The following is a 17,896-nucleotide window of genomic DNA, read 5'->3' on the forward strand; positions in this document are numbered from 1 at the left end:
GTTATTGATCCAGCTTAATTTTGATTTGACCGGATGAGATCTGAGTTTTCAGATCCTCGAAGGTTTGCTGCTCTTCATCACTGAGCGTGATATTATGTAGAGCGGTTAGGCCTACGGCGTTCTCAGCCAGACCCTCGACAATTTCCTTTTGAGGGAAGGCGTGTTTATTTTGAATGAACGTGTGAACGGCATTGTAGATGGATACATCCACATTTTTCAACATCGATGTCAGAATCGCTTTTTCCGCCAAAAAGAATTGATCTGTATCTACGCCAATCGCGTATTTCCCTAATTTCTGAATCTCCGTGAGTGCGCCGACCCCGGTTAAGCCAGCAGCCACATAGATCACATCAGCACCATTCTCCTGGATCAGTTGTGCAGCAAGTTCCTCACCCAGTTTGGCATTTCCAAAGTCTCCAGCGTAAATAATATCTACCTTTGCATCCGGGTTGGCAGCGAGTACGCCTTGTTCGAATCCCTGCTCAAAATTGCGAAGCACAGGAATCTCCATGCCGCCTAAGAAGCCAACATGATCTTCAGTGGTCGCCATCCCGGCAATAATGCCTGCGAGATAACTACCTTCTTCTGCCCGGAACGAGATGGAGGCGATGTTGGGCAGTTCGGACTGACTATCAATCAGCAGGAATTGCTGATCAGGGTACTTCGTCGCTACTTTCTCCATATCGGCTTGAATGGTATCGCTCAGACCGATAATCAGGTCGAATTTGGCTTCTGCAAATTGTTCAAAGGAAGCTTCAGCAGACAGCTTCTCATTAGGTTCACGATAGTCAAAGACAATGCTATTCTCATCCCTCGCTCGAACAAGCCCATCAAAGGCAGCATCATTGAAGGAGCGATCCCCCAGACCAACTTCCGTCATCACGATGCCAACCTTCGTTCTGGTTTCCGTTGCCGTTGATGTAGGATTTACTGAGCATGCTCCCAGAACGAACACCATTAGGATTAAAATCATGGTGAGCCCTACGCGGGTGGTATGGTTTGTTTTCATGTGTGATACCCTCATTTCTGTCATGACAAAGTTTGATTGTAGTGTCTTCTTGAACACATAGGAAAAACATCTAGCCGAGAGATATTGCAGAAATAATATGGATAGGGAGTATTTCCCCTTATCTATATCGGATAGAGATGCACTGTGTTTTATGGTAGGTGCTGAAAATTTACGAAAATATAACCTAATTTCATGAATTATACATTCAATTTACATTTCTTGATGTAACCATATGTATATACGCTTATACAAGTTGTTTGCTGATGTAAAACTAGGAAGTGTCTTACATCTCATTTAAGGATATCTTCCGCCACCCGTTTGCTGCTTGCTGCGTCACGTTCTCTAGACATAACCCGATACACTTGCGAGAAACTCTCTCGCCTACAACATAATTCCGACAAAATATGCTCCTTTCGGAGTGATAAGAGACACCTCAGGAAAACGAAAAAAACCAAGCGGAGATTATATGAATCTTCTCTACTTGGCTCTGATTGACAGTTTGCCTTATGAATATGATGTGCCATGTGTTATACAGCGTAATGAATGACTACAGCAGTACAAGCATATCCCATTAGAGGATCATATGGAGATGCGTACTCATTTTCTCACATTCATCATCCTGTGCCGTGAACACCGTGGTACCGAGGCAAGTCTACCAGGCAGCAATGGTGCCATCTGCTCGACTTTCCGTTCCTCCGCATAATACACCATTGTCAGGGTTACGCCAGATGATCTGACCACGACCGAACTGGGACGGATCGACCTGCACCTGGATATCATGCCCTTTACGGGCGAGTGCTTGTGCAATATGCTGCGGGAAGTCTGGTTCTACAAGAATGGTTTTGCCCTTGGTCCACTGCCAGCGAGGGGAATCCAGTGCGGCCTGCGGATTCAGATGGTAATCGACCGTGTTCATCACGACCTGCACATGACCCTGCGGCTGCATGAAACCACCCATGACACCAAATGGCCCAACGGCTTGATTACCCCGCGTGAGAAAGCCTGGAATAATCGTATGATACGTCCGTTTGCCAGGCTCTAGTGCATTCGCATGAGTCGTATCCAGTGAGAAATTATGCCCACGGTTTTGCAGCGCAATGCCTGTACCCGGCACAACGAGTCCTGAGCCAAAGCCCATATAGTTACTCTGAATAAAGGAAACCATATTACCCTCACCATCGGCTGTCGCGAGGTATACCGTTCCGCTTGCGCGCGGATCACCTGCTTCCGGTGCACGTGCTGTATCACCAATGAGCTTGCGCCGTTCTTCTGCGTAGGCATCAGACAACAGCTCTTCCACCGTTACACCCATTTTACGCTCTTCCGTAATGTACTTCTCTCCATCGGCAAAAGCCAGCTTCATCGCTTCAAGCTGTCGATGATAACCGAGAACAGATTCCTTCTCGTCAAAGTCATACCCTTTCAACAGGTTGAGCGCTGCAAGGGCAATCAATCCCTGACCATTCGGCGGGATTTCCCATACATCGTATCCCCGATACGAGACCGAGATTGGATCGACCCACTCTGGCTTGAACGCTGCAAGATCCTCTTTCGTCAGATAGCCACCATGCTCTGCTATAAAGTTATGGATGCGCTCTGCCAGTTCTCCTTCATAAAAGTCTCGCGCTTCGCTCTCGCCAATTCGGCGCAATGTTGCCGCATGATCCAGCGAGCGCCACAATTCGCCGGCGGCGGGTACGCGCCCGCCCGGAGCAAATGTCTCAAACCACGCACGCCCTGCCTCGGCATTCCCCTGGCGTGCATAGATGTCGGCTGCCCGTGCCCAGTGACGGGCCAGCCCTGGCGCAAGCGGATAACCTTCCTCCGCATAGCGGATGGCAGGTTCCAGCGCTTCCGCCAGCGTAAGCCGTCCAAAACGACGGCTTAGCTCAGCCCAACCCGCCGGTGCGCCAGGCACCGTCACCGGAATAACGCCCAGCTTCGGCATCTCCGTATAGCCTGCCGCTTGAAGCGCCTCAATCGAAATGCTCTGAGGCGCAGGACCACTGGCATTCAGGCCATGCAGCTTGCCCTCTGTCCAGACGAGGGCAAAGGCATCGCCTCCAATGCCATTGGAGGTTGGCTCCAGCACGGTGAGTGCTGCCGCAGTTGCTATGGCGGCATCAATGGCATTGCCGCCTTTTTTCAATATCTCAAGACCAGCCTGTGAAGCGAGGGGCTGCGATGTAGCAACCATGCCTTGTTTGGCATAGACAGGTACACGGTAAGAGGAAAACGGTTGATAGAGTGGATCAAAATGCATCAGACGTCAGCTCCTTGTCACAAGATGTCAGGTTCCGGTATAACCGAATAATCACTTCTAACCCTCTTCGCAACGGAACAAGGGATATCCTGCTGATGGAGCCAAATTCACTCTGACATCAATGTTACAGCATGCCAGAAGTACAGCTGTAGCATGTCCTATACGCACAACCAGAAGCTGTGCAATGCGCACAGCTCCCATCACGCATTACACAGCATTTATCCTTATCAAATGAATGAGCTACATACGGTGAATCCAATTTACCTCAGTTGTAATCAAATGATCTCACTTTATTCTATTGTTACACTTGTTCAGCTCTGAGTACATCGTTTTCCGCCTGCAAATCTACAGTGGCTAGACATACGGCGCGGATAATTTTTGCCTACGTGAATACCTTATGTGGTTACCATATCGCCGCCGTTCACATGAATGCACTCACCTGTAACATAGGAGGAATCACGGGATGCAAGGTAGACATAGGCAGCCGCAAGCTCGTAGGGCTGACCAGCCCGACCCATTGGTGTATCTGTCCCAAATACTTGCACATCCTCAGCAGAGAAGCTGGCAGGAATGAGCGGTGTCCAGATCGGCCCCGGGGCAACAGAATTCACGCGAATCCCTTGTGGAGCGAGCGATTGAGAGAGTACACGGGTCAGCGAGACGACCGCTCCTTTGGTGGAGGAGTAATCAATTAACTGCACGTTACCTTTGTACGCTGTAATAGAAGCTGTATTAATGATCGATGCGCCTTTACATAGATGGGGGAGAGCTGCTTGGATCAGAAAAAAGTAGGCAAACACATTCGTTTGAAATGTGTGGTAGAGCTGTTCCTCTGTAATATCGACAATGCTAGGCTGTACATACTGCACCCCATGGTTATTGACCAAAACATCAATTTTTCCGAACGTTTCCATCGTTGTGCGAATGACCGCTTGGCAGTTCTTTTTTAGCCTGAGATCAATCTCAATCAGCAGACACCGCTGCCCCAATTCCTCAATTCGTTCGCGGGTCCTCTCGGCATCGGTTCGTTCATATAGATAAGCAATGACGATGTCTGCACCTTCTTTGGCAAAAGCAATAGCTGTCGCTCTTCCAATCCCACTATCGCCACCCGTAATAATGGCCACTTTGCCGTCTAATTTGCAGCTGCCAATATAAGCGGGATCTTCGCTGATGGGTTCGGGTACCATTAAGGTTTCTAGACCGGGCTGTTGATCCTGATGCTGGGGGGGAAAAGCTAGCTTTTGTTCTTTACATACCGTTTTCTCACCATAAAAAGGATAGACGGGATTCATGAATGTACATCCTCCTCGAAAGTTCATTGATACGGCTAACCTATGCATTCGCCCAGAGGAAGGTGCGGTATTGATCAGGAATCATTTGTTTTTTACATGCGGAATATACCATAATAAGGATATCCACTCATTCCATATAGCTCCGCAAATGAAGTGTAAGATGAGATGTTGATCATACGATGGAGGTGTCAGGTGTCAATGAACATTCAAGGGATTAACCATCTGTGCTTTTCTGTATCCAATCTCGAAAAATCCATAACATTCTATGAGCGGGCGCTTGGTGCGCGCATTCAGGTGAAGGGACGTAAGCTAGCCTATTTTGAGCTGGCAGGCTTGTGGATCGCTTTGAATCAAGAAGATGTCATTCGCAATTATACTGAACAAACGTATACACATATTGCTTTTACCGTTACAGAAGAGGATTTTGATGCATCCTTACAACAGTTGCGTGAAGCAGGTGCGAACATTCTACCAGGTAGACCCAGGGATAAGAGGGACGCATTATCCGTTTATTTTACCGATCTCGATGGGCATCTGTTCGAACTACACACCGGGAATCTGCAGCGCAGACTGGAATACTACCGTGAGGACAAACCACACATGACCTTTTATACGGAATAATTGAACATCCAACACTTAAGTTCCAACACTCAAGAAGGATCTCATTTACAACTTGATAAAGACATGTAGGGATTACATTTAGTAGAACTGGATTGAAAATAGCTTACATATCTATTGTGTAAGTCATAGGTTCACCTATAATATGGAATCTATCACCTTATTTTACCACTGTTAAATACTTTCCATGCCACATGAAACTAGTTGCACATGTCAATGTCCGAGCTCAATCTCAATGTGTAAACATTCTCAAGGAGGTTTCTCATGATTGAATTTCCTAAACCAGATGTAGAGCAATATTTTCAGTCCTACCGGATTACCCATTTTGCCGTATCCAGTGATGAGACACGTTTGTATTTTGACAGCAACCTGAATGGTCAGCCCAATATCTGGGCGATGGATCTGCCGGGAGGATACCCCTATCCGCTGACATACTTGAATCAGAGCAGCATGTTTATCAAGCCTGACCCACTGGGGCGTTATATCTTAACTGCATTTGATCATGATGGGAACGAGAGTTATCACTTATATGCCATTCCGCCAGAGGGCGGGGTACCGAAGCCGGTAGTACCTGCAGAGCCGAATGATCGCTGTTACTTTGCTCATCTATCCGAAGATGGGGAGCGTCTGTACTATTTTACGAGTGCTGGCAATCCGAATTACCTGAATTCTCGTCGTCTTGATCTTGCTACGGGTGAGGACGTCTTGCTCCATAGCGGGGAAGAGGTGTCTAACAGCTTGGCTGCGGTGAGTCCAGATGAGAAGAGCTTTGTCATTGTGAAAATGTACTCGAATACATATCAGACAGCGCATCTGCATCGAGACGGTGAGATCGAGGACATTTTACCTGTGTCAGAGCGGCAGAGTCAGGTACCTTTTGTCATCTATGTGGATCATAAACGTCTATTGATGCTCACCAATGATAACGAGGCATATTCTTATGTTGCGGAGTATGATCTAGATACGCGTGAATTTCGTCCGGTATGTAAAATTGAAGGTGAGGATGTTGAGAGATTTCGTTGGCACAAAGAAACCGAAACGTTATACCTATGGACACTTACGGGTACGGAGAATCGGATGTATATCCTGGGCAAACAGGACACTACGCCTCGGCGGGTGGACATGCCTTTAGATACGATTGCGCAGGCGACCGTAAGCAAATCCGGTAATCTGTATATCCTTGGACGTGGAGCTATTCAGCCACATAACATTTATCGATTGCCTGCGGGCAGCGATTCGTGGGAACCCCTGACGAATAATCGGGTGACTGGGCTGAGTCCTGATGATCTGGTGTATCCAGACGTGATCCGCTATAACTCGTATGATGGGCTGGAGATTGAAGCTTTGTTGTTCAAAGCTAAGCCAGAACTGGCGAACGGATATACAGTATTTTGGCCGCACGGAGGACCTCAAGCCTCGGAGTCGAAGTTTTTCCGTCCGATGTTCCAGATGATGTTAGCTCAGGGCTACCATATTTTTGCACCTAATTTCCGGGGAAGTTCTGGTTATGGAGCTGAATTCATCAAGATGGTTGAACGTGATTGGGGCGAAGGACCAAGACTAGACTGTGTTGCGGGAATTCAATGGCTGTTCGATCAGAACATCTCTTCACCAGACCGTCTATTTGTTGTAGGTGGCAGTTATGGGGGTTACATGACCTTGCTTCTCGCAGGTCGCCATCCAGAACTGTTCCGAGCAGCCGTTGATATTTTTGGCCCAAGTAACCTGTTCACATTCCTGGAATCCGTCCCTGAGGATTGGAAACCCGTGATGGAGAAGTGGTTAGGTGATGCCGAGCGTGACCGCGAACGCTTAACGAAAGATTCGCCAATTACCTATCTAGATCAGATGGTGAACCCGATGCTGGTCATCCAGGGGGCTAATGATCCTCGAGTCGTGAAGGCAGAGTCGGATCAGATCGTGGAGGCATTGCAGCAGAAGGGTCTGGACGTCGAGTATCTGGTGTTGGATGATGAGGGACATGGCTTCTCCAGAAAAGAGAACGAGATTCTCGTGTATCGGCGCATGTTGGAATTCTTGCAGAAACATCAGGAAGCTCCGGTACAGCAAGTTTAATCAAAAAAACCGGCAGGACGTGAGAATCTCTCAACGTTCTGCCGGTTTTTCACATTTATTTTTCCAGACCTATTACTAACCATATTCTTCTGGTATATATACTATATTTTCAATTAGTCCAGCAAAGCAATAACCGAGTCAATATACTGCTGAGCCCATGTGGCAAAAGGTAGATCTGCATCCCAAGTGACTTGTTGAGTCGCTTTGGCTTCACCCCATACCAATATGCGCTGATATAGAAGATGGATTCGCAGTCGTTCAGCAAAATGCTGACACCGTTTCACATCGTCAGCGCAGATCAGCTCCCGGTAAGTACATAGAAAGCTTTGAGCTAGCTCAGGCTTATGATCCCGCAGATACATAGCCGTTATTTTGGTCAGATCAGCGGTGCCATCTCCAAAATACGAGGTTGTAAAATCAAATAAACCACTAATCTGCCATTCATAAGGAGCCTTCTGCTGCTTCTCCATGACCAGATTCTCGGACTTATAATCACCCATGACAAAACTATAGACCGACATGGATTCAAAAGCAGACCTAGCCTCACATAGCTGCTCGTCAACCCAGTCTACATCCTCCTTGGTAATCCTCGAATATTGGGTAGCATCCTGTAACCAGTAGTCAATCGTGCCATATAGCCAGTCCGAATACGTTCCTGCAAAAGGTACAATTCGCTCAGCTACCGGATCATATTCTCCTGCGTTAGGCACCTTCCAGTGGTGGAGTTCGATGAGTGTATGTGCCAGCATTTTGGTGATCTGCTGTTCCTCGTCTGAGCTTAGTGTTGTTTGTAGGGCAGTATCATGCAGGTGCTGTCCCGGGAGTTCCGGCATAATCGCATAACTCCAACCGAGAAGATCCGTCTCCTCATGAACCTGATAGGGAATAGGGACAGGAACCGTGGTGTGCTCTGCTAGCTGCTCTACGAAAAACTGTTCCTCCTGAAGCTGTCCTTTATATAACGGATTGCCTTTGAGGATGAATTCACCCTGGGAAGTGTGGATATGCAATGTCTGTCCCATAACCCCTTCAGCCGTTCGGCGGTAATGGATGAGTGTGCCAAGGTTGAAGTAGTCTAGTGCCTTCTGCAAATCCTTCTCCGCTACTTCCCCAAGGATATTGGTGGCAAAATAAATACGAGTTGTCATAGAAACCTCCTGACTACTCCTTAGTCCAGTTCAGCTCTAGAGAACAGGTCATGAATGAGATCATGCTGTTCACAGGCCTGTTTGAACCCTCGGGTGAACGTTATAAGGGCATCCTTGTTATCCGAGTAGACACAGAACATGTCAGCTTCAGGATCGAAATGAATTACAGCTACTAATTCGGGCATGTTCTCTTCAAGAAACACGGCTGCCAATGACGCCCAATCGTAACCATTGCCCTCGAAGCCTTCGTCAGCACGTGATTCGAAGACCTTTTGGTTATACGTACCTACATTTAAAATAACAGAATATGATCCCGTCTGTGCATCAATAAACATAAACGGCGCAAGTTCCTTTCTAGTGTCGATGGCATTAGCTGCCCCTCCTCAGGAATATGTTAGCTATCTTGTTCGCCTTCATCGATTTCGAATGTATCGGGATCAACCAGCCCACGCACAAATGCTTCAAAATTAGCAGCCAGGTATGTAATCTCATAGTCATCCTCTTGATCGACATGGACTACACAGGGCTCACCCTCCGGGCCACAGAACCGATAGTCCAGCATTACAACATCGTGACCCGCCGATGGACAATCACAGATCACGATTCCGAGATCAGGGTATCCCCAATCTTCAATCATGAACCGGCTTCCAAATTCCCCGCCTAGGGAGTACATTTTATCCCACCCAATGCCTAGGATGCTTGTAATCGCAATGTGATCATCTGCCCAGGAAGTTGCTCCTTGGGTAGGGAATGCAGTGAGCGTTGGAACGCCACCATTCTGGGTATTCATCAGCTGAATGTAGGAAGCAGGCAGCTTGTACCCTAATTCCCGCTCAATCGATATAATCATTTCCTCATCGAAAGGCTCGGAGACATGGTTATCTAACGCATAATCGCTCTGCTCCCAGAACGATGCAGGAGCATAGGTTCCAGAGGCGGCTCTAAGGTGATTCAATGTCCCGCGACGTTCCCATTCCGCTCGTTCCGCCTCATAGCGTTGCAGGTCTTGTTGCATCTTTTCTGCTTTGGGTCTGAGCATTTCGAGGAACTCTAGCGTAGAATCGTCATGTGGCAAAAGCTCGTTCGCTCGCTCGAAAGCCAGCAATGCCTTTTCATAACTAGCAATGTAGGCATATGCGTACCCTAAACGGTATTGCCAGAGCGGATCATAGGCTCCTTGCTCATGAACAGACAGTAACTGCTCAATCGCTTCACGGTATCGTCCCGTATTGTTATAAGCTCTCGCCAGTTGACCAACTAGCTCATAACTCCGGTCAGATTCCGGGATATTATGAATATGCTCTATAATGCGCTTGTACTCGTCCTGTTCATGCCAGGCGTTCAGCTGTTCCAGCAGTTCTCTTTCCATCATTACACCTCATCTCTATAAATGCGGAGTCTTCCTTAATTTGTATATGTACATTGTACAAGGTCTAAAGTCAAAAAAACACTCCCGTCAGCAGACAGCCGTGAAGGCTTCCACTAAGAGAGTGTTTTGGTCATGCCGTTAGGCATATTCGGGTGAATTCCATATTCGATGCTGATCATGCCGCTAGGCATGTTTCGTAATCAAAAGCGAACTTTATAAACTACCTCATAAAGATCAGGTTTAAAAAGGTCGGTTTTCAGTACCGAGAAGATGGAATAAAGCCAGAAATGGAGTAGCGGAGCGTAGATAGAGCTACGTGAGCAACGGACATTTCGGGTGAATTCCATATTCGATGCTGATCATGCCGCTAGGCATGTTTCGTAATCAAAAGCGAACTTTATAAACTACCTCATAAAGATCAGGTTTAAAAAGGTCGGTTTTCAGTACCGAGAAGATGGAATAAAGCCAGAAATGGAGTAGCGGAACGTAGATAGAGCTACGTGAGCAACGGACATTTCGGGTGAATTCCATATTCGATGCTGATCATGCCAATTAGGCATGTTTCGTAATCAAAAGCGAACTTTTTAAACTACCTCTTACAGATCGTCAAATCCGTTGTCGTCGCCGACTTTACCGTAATTCCGCGATTTAGCTTCGAAGAAGTCTGTTTTGGTTGCATTCAGCGCTTCATCGGAGAATGGCTTGATCCAAGGCATGCAGTTCACATCAACGCCTTCGTACGCTTTTTCCATACCCATCAGGCGCAGACGTTTATTAGCGATGTATTTGATGTAATCTTCCAGCTCATTCAGGTCAATGCCACGAACGTTGCTGAGAGTGTAGTGTGCCCAGTTGGTTTCGAGCTCAACCGCACGGTCAATCGTTTTGTAAACGTAGTCCATGTTCTCTGGTGTGTTCAGTTCTGGGAAGTCGATCAACAGTTGCTTGTACACTTCTGCGAAGAAGTAGCAGTGTTGGTTCTCATCACGCTGAATATAAGAGATCATCTGGCTAGTCGCCATCATTTTCTGGTCACGGGCCAGATTGTAGAAGAAGGCGAATGTACTATAGAAGAAGATACCTTCAAGGATCAGATCGGCAACCATCGCTTGGAAGAACGTCTGTGGAGACGGCTCATCCCGGAAGCTTTGATAGATGTCAGCGATAAACCGGTTACGATCCAGCAATACCGGATCATGCTTCCAGTATTCGAAGATTTCTTTTTGCTCTTGGTCAGATACGATGGAAGATAGAACGTAAGAGTACGATTGGTTGTGAACAACCTCTTGTTGTCCAATGATTGCAGAGATCGCTTCAAGTGAAGAATCGGTAAAGTAACGTTTAACATCACCAACAAACATCGTTTGCATGGAATCAAGAACAGCGAGTAGGGAGATGTTAATTTTGAATGTACGTTTCTCTTCCTCTTCCAGTTGAGCAAACTGGGAAGCATCTTTGGACATCGGAATTTCGTCCGCGATCCAGTGGTTAAGCAATAACACTTTGTACAGCTTGTACATGTGAGGCATACGAATGTCGTTCCAGTTCAAGATCCCTGAGCATTCCCCTTCAATGATACGTGTCGATTGGTTAGGGGCTTCGGTATTGAAAATTTTCTGTACTTGCATAATCCGTTCACTCCTTAGAAATATTCACTGTTAACTACGCTGACAGAACAACCTTCCGATCGCTGTTATCCCCAGATTTCTTGATTCCCTTTTCTAAGGGGAAATCCGGGGATAGCCTCTGCTTCCGATGTAGCTTTCTTTCAGAAAGCTTTTAGGCGAGCGCTCCGCTTCTTCAGGTTTTTTCTGTCCTCTTCGTTAATGGTGAAATTTTTAAATAATTGTTGTAGTAAAAATATCTATATCAACATCGAAAATGATGTCGTGATCATATTTAGGCAAAAAAGTACCAGAGCAACGCTATTTTGCATTCAAAACAGGATGCCCTGGTGGTCATCGTAAGTCTAGTAAATATTCTTTAGTTCATCAGCTTGCGCAAGAATCACATTCTTCAATCGTTAATGCACGGCTACGTACATAATACGTAGATTTCAAGCCAGCTCTCCAAGCGTGCAGGTGCAGTTCCAGGAACTCGGTCGCTTTGATGTCTGGACGAACATACAAGTTGAAGCTTTGGCCTTGGTCAACGTGACGTTGACGAGCAGAAGCCATATTAATGGAGGCATGTTGATCCACCAAGAAAGCTGTTTTGTAGTACCAGATCGTTTTGTCGGACAGATCCGGTGCCGGGTTCGCAATTTTGTACGTTGTTTTCTCTTCATAAGACAACAGTTCATACAATGGATCGATGCTGGCTGTGGAGCCGGCAATAATAGAAGTTGATCCGTTTGGTGCAATGGCGAACATCCAAGCGTTACGTACACCGTTTTGTTGTACTTCAGCTTGCAGGTCTTTCCATTGTTCTGTCGTTACGAATTCACCTACGCGCTCACCGGAAGTGTACTCACGTTGATCGAAGTATTTACCACTTTCCCAGTCAGAGCCTTTGAATTTCGGATAATGTCCTTTTTCTTTGGACAACTCCATGCTGGCTTTAACGAGCAGGTAGTTAATTTTCTCATACAGATTATCGTTATACGTAACAGCCTCTTCAGACTCCCAACGGATGCCCTCAAGCGCAAGCAAGTGATGAAGTCCGAATGTTCCCAGACCGACTGCACGATATTGGCTGTTCGTGTATTGGGCTTGGAGTACTTCAATATTGTTAATGTCGATGACGTTGTCCAGCATACGAACCTGAATTGGTACGAGACGCTCCAACACATTATGAGGCACGGCACGTGCCAAGTGAATGGAGTTCAGGTTGCAGACAACGAAGTCGCCAGGTACTTTGGAAATGACAATACGTGTTTGTCCGTCTTTCGTAACCAGTTCTTCCTTTTCTACTACAGTAGCAGATTGGTTCTGCATAATTTCAGTACAGAGGTTGGAAGAGTAAACCATGCCATGAGCACTGTTCGGGTTAGAACGGTTAACCGTATCACGGTAGAACATATAAGGCGTTCCTGTTTCCAACTGGGATTTCATCACACGTTTCATGATATCAATCGCTTGAACCGTAATCCGGGACAAGAGTGGGTGGTTAACAGCCTCTTCGTACTTCGCGCGGAATGTTCCTTCGCCGAAGGACTCGTCATAGAAGTCTTCAAGTCCGAGTGCACGGCCATTCTCGTCTTTCCAGCCCATAACTTTCTTCGTTTCGTGTGGGCAGAACAGATTCCACTCACCGCGGCTTGCTACACGTTCCATGAACAAGTCAGGCAGACATACACCGTGGAATACGTCATGCGCACGCATCCGTTCGTCACCATTGTTCAGCTTCAGATCGAGGAATGCCAGAATGTCTTTGTGGAAGACATCCAGATATACGGCAATCGCACCTTTACGTGTTCCAAGTTGGTCTACGCTAACTGCTGTGTTGTTCAGCTGACGAATCCAAGGAATAACCCCTGAACTTGTGTTTTTGTGACCACGGATGTCTGAACCACGGGCTCTGACTTTACCGAGGTACACGCCAATGCCGCCGCCCATTTTGCTTAGACGTGCCACATCTGTGTTGGAATCGAAAATTCCTTCAAGGGAGTCGTCCACCGTGTCGATGAAGCAACTGGACAGTTGTCCGGCTACCTTTTTACCTGCATTGGACATCGTAGGTGTAGCGGCCGTCATGTACATGTTACTCATTGCCCAGTAGGCTTCTTTAACCAGATCCATCCGTTTGTCAGCAGGTTCTTGGTGCATCAGGTACATCGCAATAACCATGTAACGTTCTTGAGGCAACTCCATCACTTTTCCATCAAAATCGTGAGCAAGGTAACGTTCTGCCAAGGTGAGCAAGCCGATGTAGTCGAACAACAGATCGTTGCGGTAATCAATGCATTCCGCTAGCTCGTCAATCTGTTCTTTGCTATAGCATTCGAGCAGTTCTTCGCGATAGATCCCTTTCTTCACAAGATCTACGAGGAGAGGATGGAATGCACCGTAAGGCTCGTCCGGATAAGATTTGTATCTACGGTTGGTTGCCGCTTTTTTGTATAGAGAAGTAAGTAGGGAGCGTGCAGCTGCAAACTTCCAGTTTGGCTCCTCTTTGGTTACGAGCTCCAGTGCGCTCATCATAAAAGCATTACTGATCTCGTCCCCAGTAACTTCATCACGGCGGAGCTTGCTCGTCACTCCTTTTACCAGACGTTCCTTGTCCAGCATGTCTAGCCCATCGAGAATACGGTCGGCGTATACAGAGATACGCATATCGTCAAAGGCAAGCTGGCGGTTGTTCGGCTTGGTCACAACTTGTGGCATGAATATTCCTCGCTTTCGCATGTTTAAGAGATAAATTGGAGAAATTCTTTATATAAAGAATTGAGTGTTTTCTTACGTTGATCGAACATATCGATTGCATACTGCGGACTTAGCGGCGGTAACAGGTCAAGGCGTAACGTGGTCAAAACAGAGTCAAAATGCAGCACAAATGCAAACCATGGTCATATAAAAAGCATTCTCCCTGCCTTGCGGCGGCTGAAAATGCCCATGGATGCTCTGACTTCCTGCTTGTCACATCTTGCTTCATTCGACAGAACAGGGTGCTGTATGTAAGCTTTGGTCTGATAGAGACGTGCCTGTAATTTGAGGTGCCGGGTGCAGTCCAAACAGCCCCGTTAACCTCTACGTCAACTCTGTTTCGAGAAAGCGATTTACACCTACAGGGACGTGCATTTGAAGGTGATTTCATCCTGTTTTTCACGAAGAGGCAGAAGATGACTAATCGAAGCGGGGTAATCCAGTTTCACTACATTTTGTTGCTGTTAGAATACTGTAACCCAACATATAGTGTTTGTAAACAGGGTAGACACCGTGAAACGTAATTCCGAGTATACCAAAAATGCTGAGATTCCGCAAAGGAAAAGGTCTGGAAGATTTGAAGATTCTTCAAAAAAAATTTTCGCTGAAATCGAATGACGTGAACACGTCAGTTTGAATTATTACGTATTCAACTGGTAGAATAAAATCAGTCAAAAATAGACTAAATTCAGCGGCAACGGTTGTTCACGGATGCCCAGAGGAGGCGAAGCAGCATGGCCATAGCAGAGGTAACAGTGATTCCAATTGGAACAGGCACGACGAGTCTGAGCAGTTATGTCGCAGACATGCAGAAGGTGTTGGAACATCAGCGGGGCATTACATATCAACTCACCTCTATGAGTACCATTATCGAAGGGCCGCTTAACGAAGTCTTCACAGCGATTGCAGCTCTGCACGAAGCTCCGTTTCTATCAGGCGCCCAGCGCGTCTCCACTTCCGTCAAAATTGATGATCGTCGTGATAAGCCAGATGCCTCAAGCATACAGAAGCTGCAGTCGGTGAATGACAAGCTTGCCTCTATGCCTCAGCGCCCGAATTAATTAAATACGTATATATGAATAGCGATGTTTAAAGAGCGAATGTTGCCGGATGACTGTGATCCTGCGGATTCGCTCTTTAATTTGCACAACAACATGAATCGTCAAGATTGAGAGATAGAATAAAGCGAATACGTATGAAACAGACAGGTGAATCAGGAGCTTGTTTATTTTGCAGTGTACTTACTATGGGTTTCACAAGTCCATAAGGCACGGAGCGCTACCGGAATGCCCATGGGGAGCAGCCCATTTTTACGTAGAGCCCGGTCTAGCGAGGCACTGCTGCATATAGTGAACTGTACCTCAAATCGAAGGAGGGGTTTTACATGAGTGGAGTTGTAGGTGGATACGGCGGCTGGACATCGACTGGCGCGATTCTGGTTTTGTTCATTCTGTTGGTTATCATCACTAAGGCGTTCCTCGTTTAAAACATTTCCATGATCCGAATATTCTAACCATAAGGGAGGGTTATCAATGAGCGAAGTAGTTGGAGGCGTAGGATACGGCGGCTGGACATCCACTGGTGCGATCTTGGTTTTGTTCATTCTCCTCGTAATCATCACTAAATCCTTCTGGGTATAATGATGAAGAACTCTACCGGGTAACCGGTGGAGTTTTTTTAGTGGACAAGCTTCGGTAGGTGACTTGATACATTAAACGGATATGGCCAAACAAAGTGCCCATTTTGTCAAAAACAAGGCTTTCGCCCGGTCCAGAGGTAGGCTAAATACATAGCTTAGGGGTGTAGGCAAATGCTAAGGAGGAATGAACGATGAGCGAAGTAAAACCAAACTCACCGAACGGACAGGGACACGTATATGGACAAATGGGAGGTCATGAGCATATGTACGGACAATACACAGGTCATGAAGCATATGGTTACGGATGTGGCGTACCTATGGGATATGGATATGGTTATGGTCACCAACCTAACCAAGCACCCGTAATGCAAGGATACCATCACGGCTATGGTACTCCTTGTAAGCATGGTGGCGGAAGCTGGGGTTCAATGGGAACAATACTTGTATTGTTCATCCTGCTTGTCATTATCTCCAAAACGATGTTCATCTAATTGACAAATAGGAAAGCTTCTTATAGAGAGGGAATAAAGTGTAAACGAAGTAATGCGGGTGCCGATTAGATCGGCGCCTTTTTTCTTTGGCTCTTATGCCCACAGACATATTGTAATCCAAACTTACCTTAGATAACAAAGCCGATGGAAGAGGATTATCGCCATACTTATGCCCTGCTCATGACCAAGACGTAGATTTAAAATGAACACAAGATACATGAGACGGGTAGATGGAAGGGGTAATTGAGATGTCAAAAAAGACAAACATAACAAATGGGTTAGGGAGAAGCAAAAAGATGAATAAGTCGAAAAGCATACATAAATCAACACAGAGCATGAGGATTCAGGAAATACAGTTACGACCAGTGTTTGATCTAACGGCTTATGAGGATGGGTTCGTGTTTGTATCTGCTTCATTTGGTTATGACGGCAACCTGTATATCTTATGGATTGATCAGATTCCGGAACGTGAGCGTGGGATGTTTGTCCAAAGTGATCTGCAGCAGAAACGGGACTATAAGGTACTTATCGTGGACGGCGTCCAGAATTGTGTAAAAGGGATAACTACGCTGGAATCGCATTTTAATCTGCACTATGTTCAGCCGCTAGGAGAAGATCTTCTGCTCGTTGGAGCACGCAGCCGCTATTATGGGCAGGATCGCTATGATCTGAATGGCAAAATTGTTGACCAAGAGGGTCAATTACTGCATGAATTGCTGCTGGGAGATGGGATCGAACGAGTACAGACAAGTGTCGAAGGGAACATATGGACAAGTTACTTTGATGAAGGAGTATTTGGAAACTTCGGGTGGCATGAGCCTGTCGGTGCACCTGGATTAATTGCGTGGAATAGACAGGGCGAGCAGATCTATGTGAACACCAAGGCCGATATTGCAGATTGTTATGCACTGAATGTGGTGTCCGATCAGAAGGTGTGGTTCTATTATTACACGGACTTCCAGTTAGGACGGATCACAGATCCGTATGATCAGCCACAGGTATCGTTAGTTGAGACAGGGCTGTCTGGTTCTCATGTCGTTGCTACGAATGGAACCTTTGCGTTGTTTCAAAGCGGATATAACCAGAAAGGGCAATATTCATTGCTACAGCAACATGGTGAGAATAAGCTAAGTCTTGCGCAGAAGTTTTCCTTTATTAGTGTCGATGGGGACGCGGATGAACTGAATGTACTGGATGGAAGAAAGGATCAGCTACTGTTCAAGGAACGGAGCTATCTGTACATGGTTTCATTGGATGAACTACCTAGAGCATAATAAGATCGGTAACGTTGCCACAAGCATAGGATGATCCGGATATTAATGGACATGGAAAAACACCCGGAACCCAATTCCGGGTGCTTTGTGTGTGTATGTTTTCAATCTTCTCAAGAATAAGTGACTTCCAAAACAACAAAAGCCCTACCTCTCTTTTGTCCTTGCGGCTCCGATGACCGCGCCAGTGTGAATGGGAAAATCTTGTGAAACTCTGTTATACCGGGTCATGTGATTCAGGTTCTTCAATCTCCATAGGTTAGTGAACAATTCGCTGCGGTCGCAGCATGAAGAAAATATTCCGGGGTTAAAAGAAGACAGAAAATCATTTGAGGTTTAAAACCAACTTTTAG

The 17,896-nt window shown here is 46.4% G+C and carries 15 protein-coding genes; 7 read left to right on the forward strand and 8 right to left on the reverse strand.

Going from position 1 to position 17,896, the window contains the following annotated elements:
- Window position 1: 1 nt before the first annotated feature.
- The 3 genes from V6W81_RS02470 to V6W81_RS02480 form a co-directional block, all read right to left on the reverse strand.
- Window positions 2-1,009 (reverse strand): BMP family lipoprotein, encoded by a 1,008-nt coding sequence (locus V6W81_RS02470; protein WP_338541436.1) that lies wholly within the window; start codon window positions 1,007-1,009, stop codon window positions 2-4.
- A gap of 652 nt (window positions 1,010-1,661) precedes the next feature.
- Window positions 1,662-3,272, reverse strand: coding sequence for a gamma-glutamyltransferase family protein (locus V6W81_RS02475; RefSeq protein WP_338541437.1), 1,611 nt, complete (start codon window positions 3,270-3,272; stop codon window positions 1,662-1,664).
- A gap of 395 nt (window positions 3,273-3,667) precedes the next feature.
- Window positions 3,668-4,567: a glucose 1-dehydrogenase gene (locus V6W81_RS02480; RefSeq protein ID WP_338541438.1), complete on the reverse strand. Its 900-nt coding sequence runs from the start codon at window positions 4,565-4,567 to the stop codon at window positions 3,668-3,670.
- Between the two features lie 198 nt (window positions 4,568-4,765).
- On the opposite strand from V6W81_RS02480, the gene fosB reads away from it, so the two are divergent.
- Window positions 4,766-5,188, forward strand: a complete 423-nt coding sequence (fosB, locus tag V6W81_RS02485) for a metallothiol transferase FosB (RefSeq protein ID WP_338543919.1) — start codon at window positions 4,766-4,768, stop codon at window positions 5,186-5,188.
- A gap of 261 nt (window positions 5,189-5,449) precedes the next feature.
- Window positions 5,450-7,261 (forward strand): S9 family peptidase, encoded by a 1,812-nt coding sequence (locus V6W81_RS02490; protein WP_338541439.1) that lies wholly within the window; start codon window positions 5,450-5,452, stop codon window positions 7,259-7,261.
- Window positions 7,262-7,374: 113 nt separating this feature from the next.
- Here the strand turns inward: V6W81_RS02490 and V6W81_RS02495 are convergent, their stop codons facing one another.
- From V6W81_RS02495 to V6W81_RS02515, 5 genes are all read right to left on the reverse strand, one after another.
- The gene (locus V6W81_RS02495) at window positions 7,375-8,409 is read right to left on the reverse strand and encodes a phosphotransferase family protein (RefSeq protein ID WP_338541440.1); all 1,035 of its coding nucleotides are present in this window, start codon (window positions 8,407-8,409) and stop codon (window positions 7,375-7,377) included.
- A 20-nt stretch (window positions 8,410-8,429) separates the two neighbouring features.
- Window positions 8,430-8,744 carry an Imm51 family immunity protein gene (locus V6W81_RS02500; RefSeq protein ID WP_338541441.1) on the reverse strand — a complete coding sequence of 105 codons (315 nt, stop codon included), beginning with the start codon at window positions 8,742-8,744 and terminating at the stop codon, window positions 8,430-8,432.
- A gap of 59 nt (window positions 8,745-8,803) precedes the next feature.
- Complete coding sequence (locus V6W81_RS02505) at window positions 8,804-9,781, reverse strand: SMI1/KNR4 family protein (protein ID WP_338541442.1); 978 nt, start codon at window positions 9,779-9,781, stop codon at window positions 8,804-8,806.
- Window positions 9,782-10,374: 593 nt separating this feature from the next.
- Complete coding sequence (locus V6W81_RS02510) at window positions 10,375-11,406, reverse strand: ribonucleotide-diphosphate reductase subunit beta (protein ID WP_307221678.1); 1,032 nt, start codon at window positions 11,404-11,406, stop codon at window positions 10,375-10,377.
- Window positions 11,407-11,769: 363 nt separating this feature from the next.
- Complete coding sequence (locus tag V6W81_RS02515; protein ID WP_145050269.1) at window positions 11,770-14,103, reverse strand: ribonucleoside-diphosphate reductase subunit alpha; 2,334 nt, start codon at window positions 14,101-14,103, stop codon at window positions 11,770-11,772.
- 773 nt (window positions 14,104-14,876) lie between these two features.
- Between V6W81_RS02515 and V6W81_RS02520 the strand changes: the two genes are divergently transcribed.
- The 5 genes from V6W81_RS02520 (at window position 14,877) to V6W81_RS02540 (ending at window position 17,546) form a co-directional block, all read left to right on the forward strand.
- On the forward strand, window positions 14,877-15,203 hold the full coding sequence (locus V6W81_RS02520; protein ID WP_056704065.1) for an MTH1187 family thiamine-binding protein: 327 nt from the start codon (window positions 14,877-14,879) through the stop codon (window positions 15,201-15,203).
- A 323-nt stretch (window positions 15,204-15,526) separates the two neighbouring features.
- Window positions 15,527-15,628, forward strand: a complete 102-nt coding sequence (locus V6W81_RS02525; protein ID WP_200956226.1) for a dihydroorotate dehydrogenase — start codon at window positions 15,527-15,529, stop codon at window positions 15,626-15,628.
- A gap of 46 nt (window positions 15,629-15,674) precedes the next feature.
- A complete protein-coding gene (locus V6W81_RS02530; RefSeq protein ID WP_217363767.1) occupies window positions 15,675-15,782 on the forward strand; it encodes a YjcZ family sporulation protein in 108 nt (35 codons plus the stop codon).
- Window positions 15,783-16,146: 364 nt separating this feature from the next.
- Entirely contained in the window at window positions 16,147-16,272 is a 126-nt protein-coding gene (locus tag V6W81_RS02535; protein ID WP_222125999.1) for a YjcZ family sporulation protein, read from the forward strand.
- Between the two features lie 296 nt (window positions 16,273-16,568).
- The gene (locus V6W81_RS02540) at window positions 16,569-17,546 is read left to right on the forward strand and encodes a hypothetical protein (protein ID WP_338541443.1); all 978 of its coding nucleotides are present in this window, start codon (window positions 16,569-16,571) and stop codon (window positions 17,544-17,546) included.
- The last annotated feature ends 350 nt before the right edge of the window (window positions 17,547-17,896 follow it).

Source organism: Paenibacillus tundrae (assembly GCF_036884255.1).
In the GTDB taxonomy this organism is placed as follows: Bacteria; Bacillota; Bacilli; order Paenibacillales; family Paenibacillaceae; genus Paenibacillus.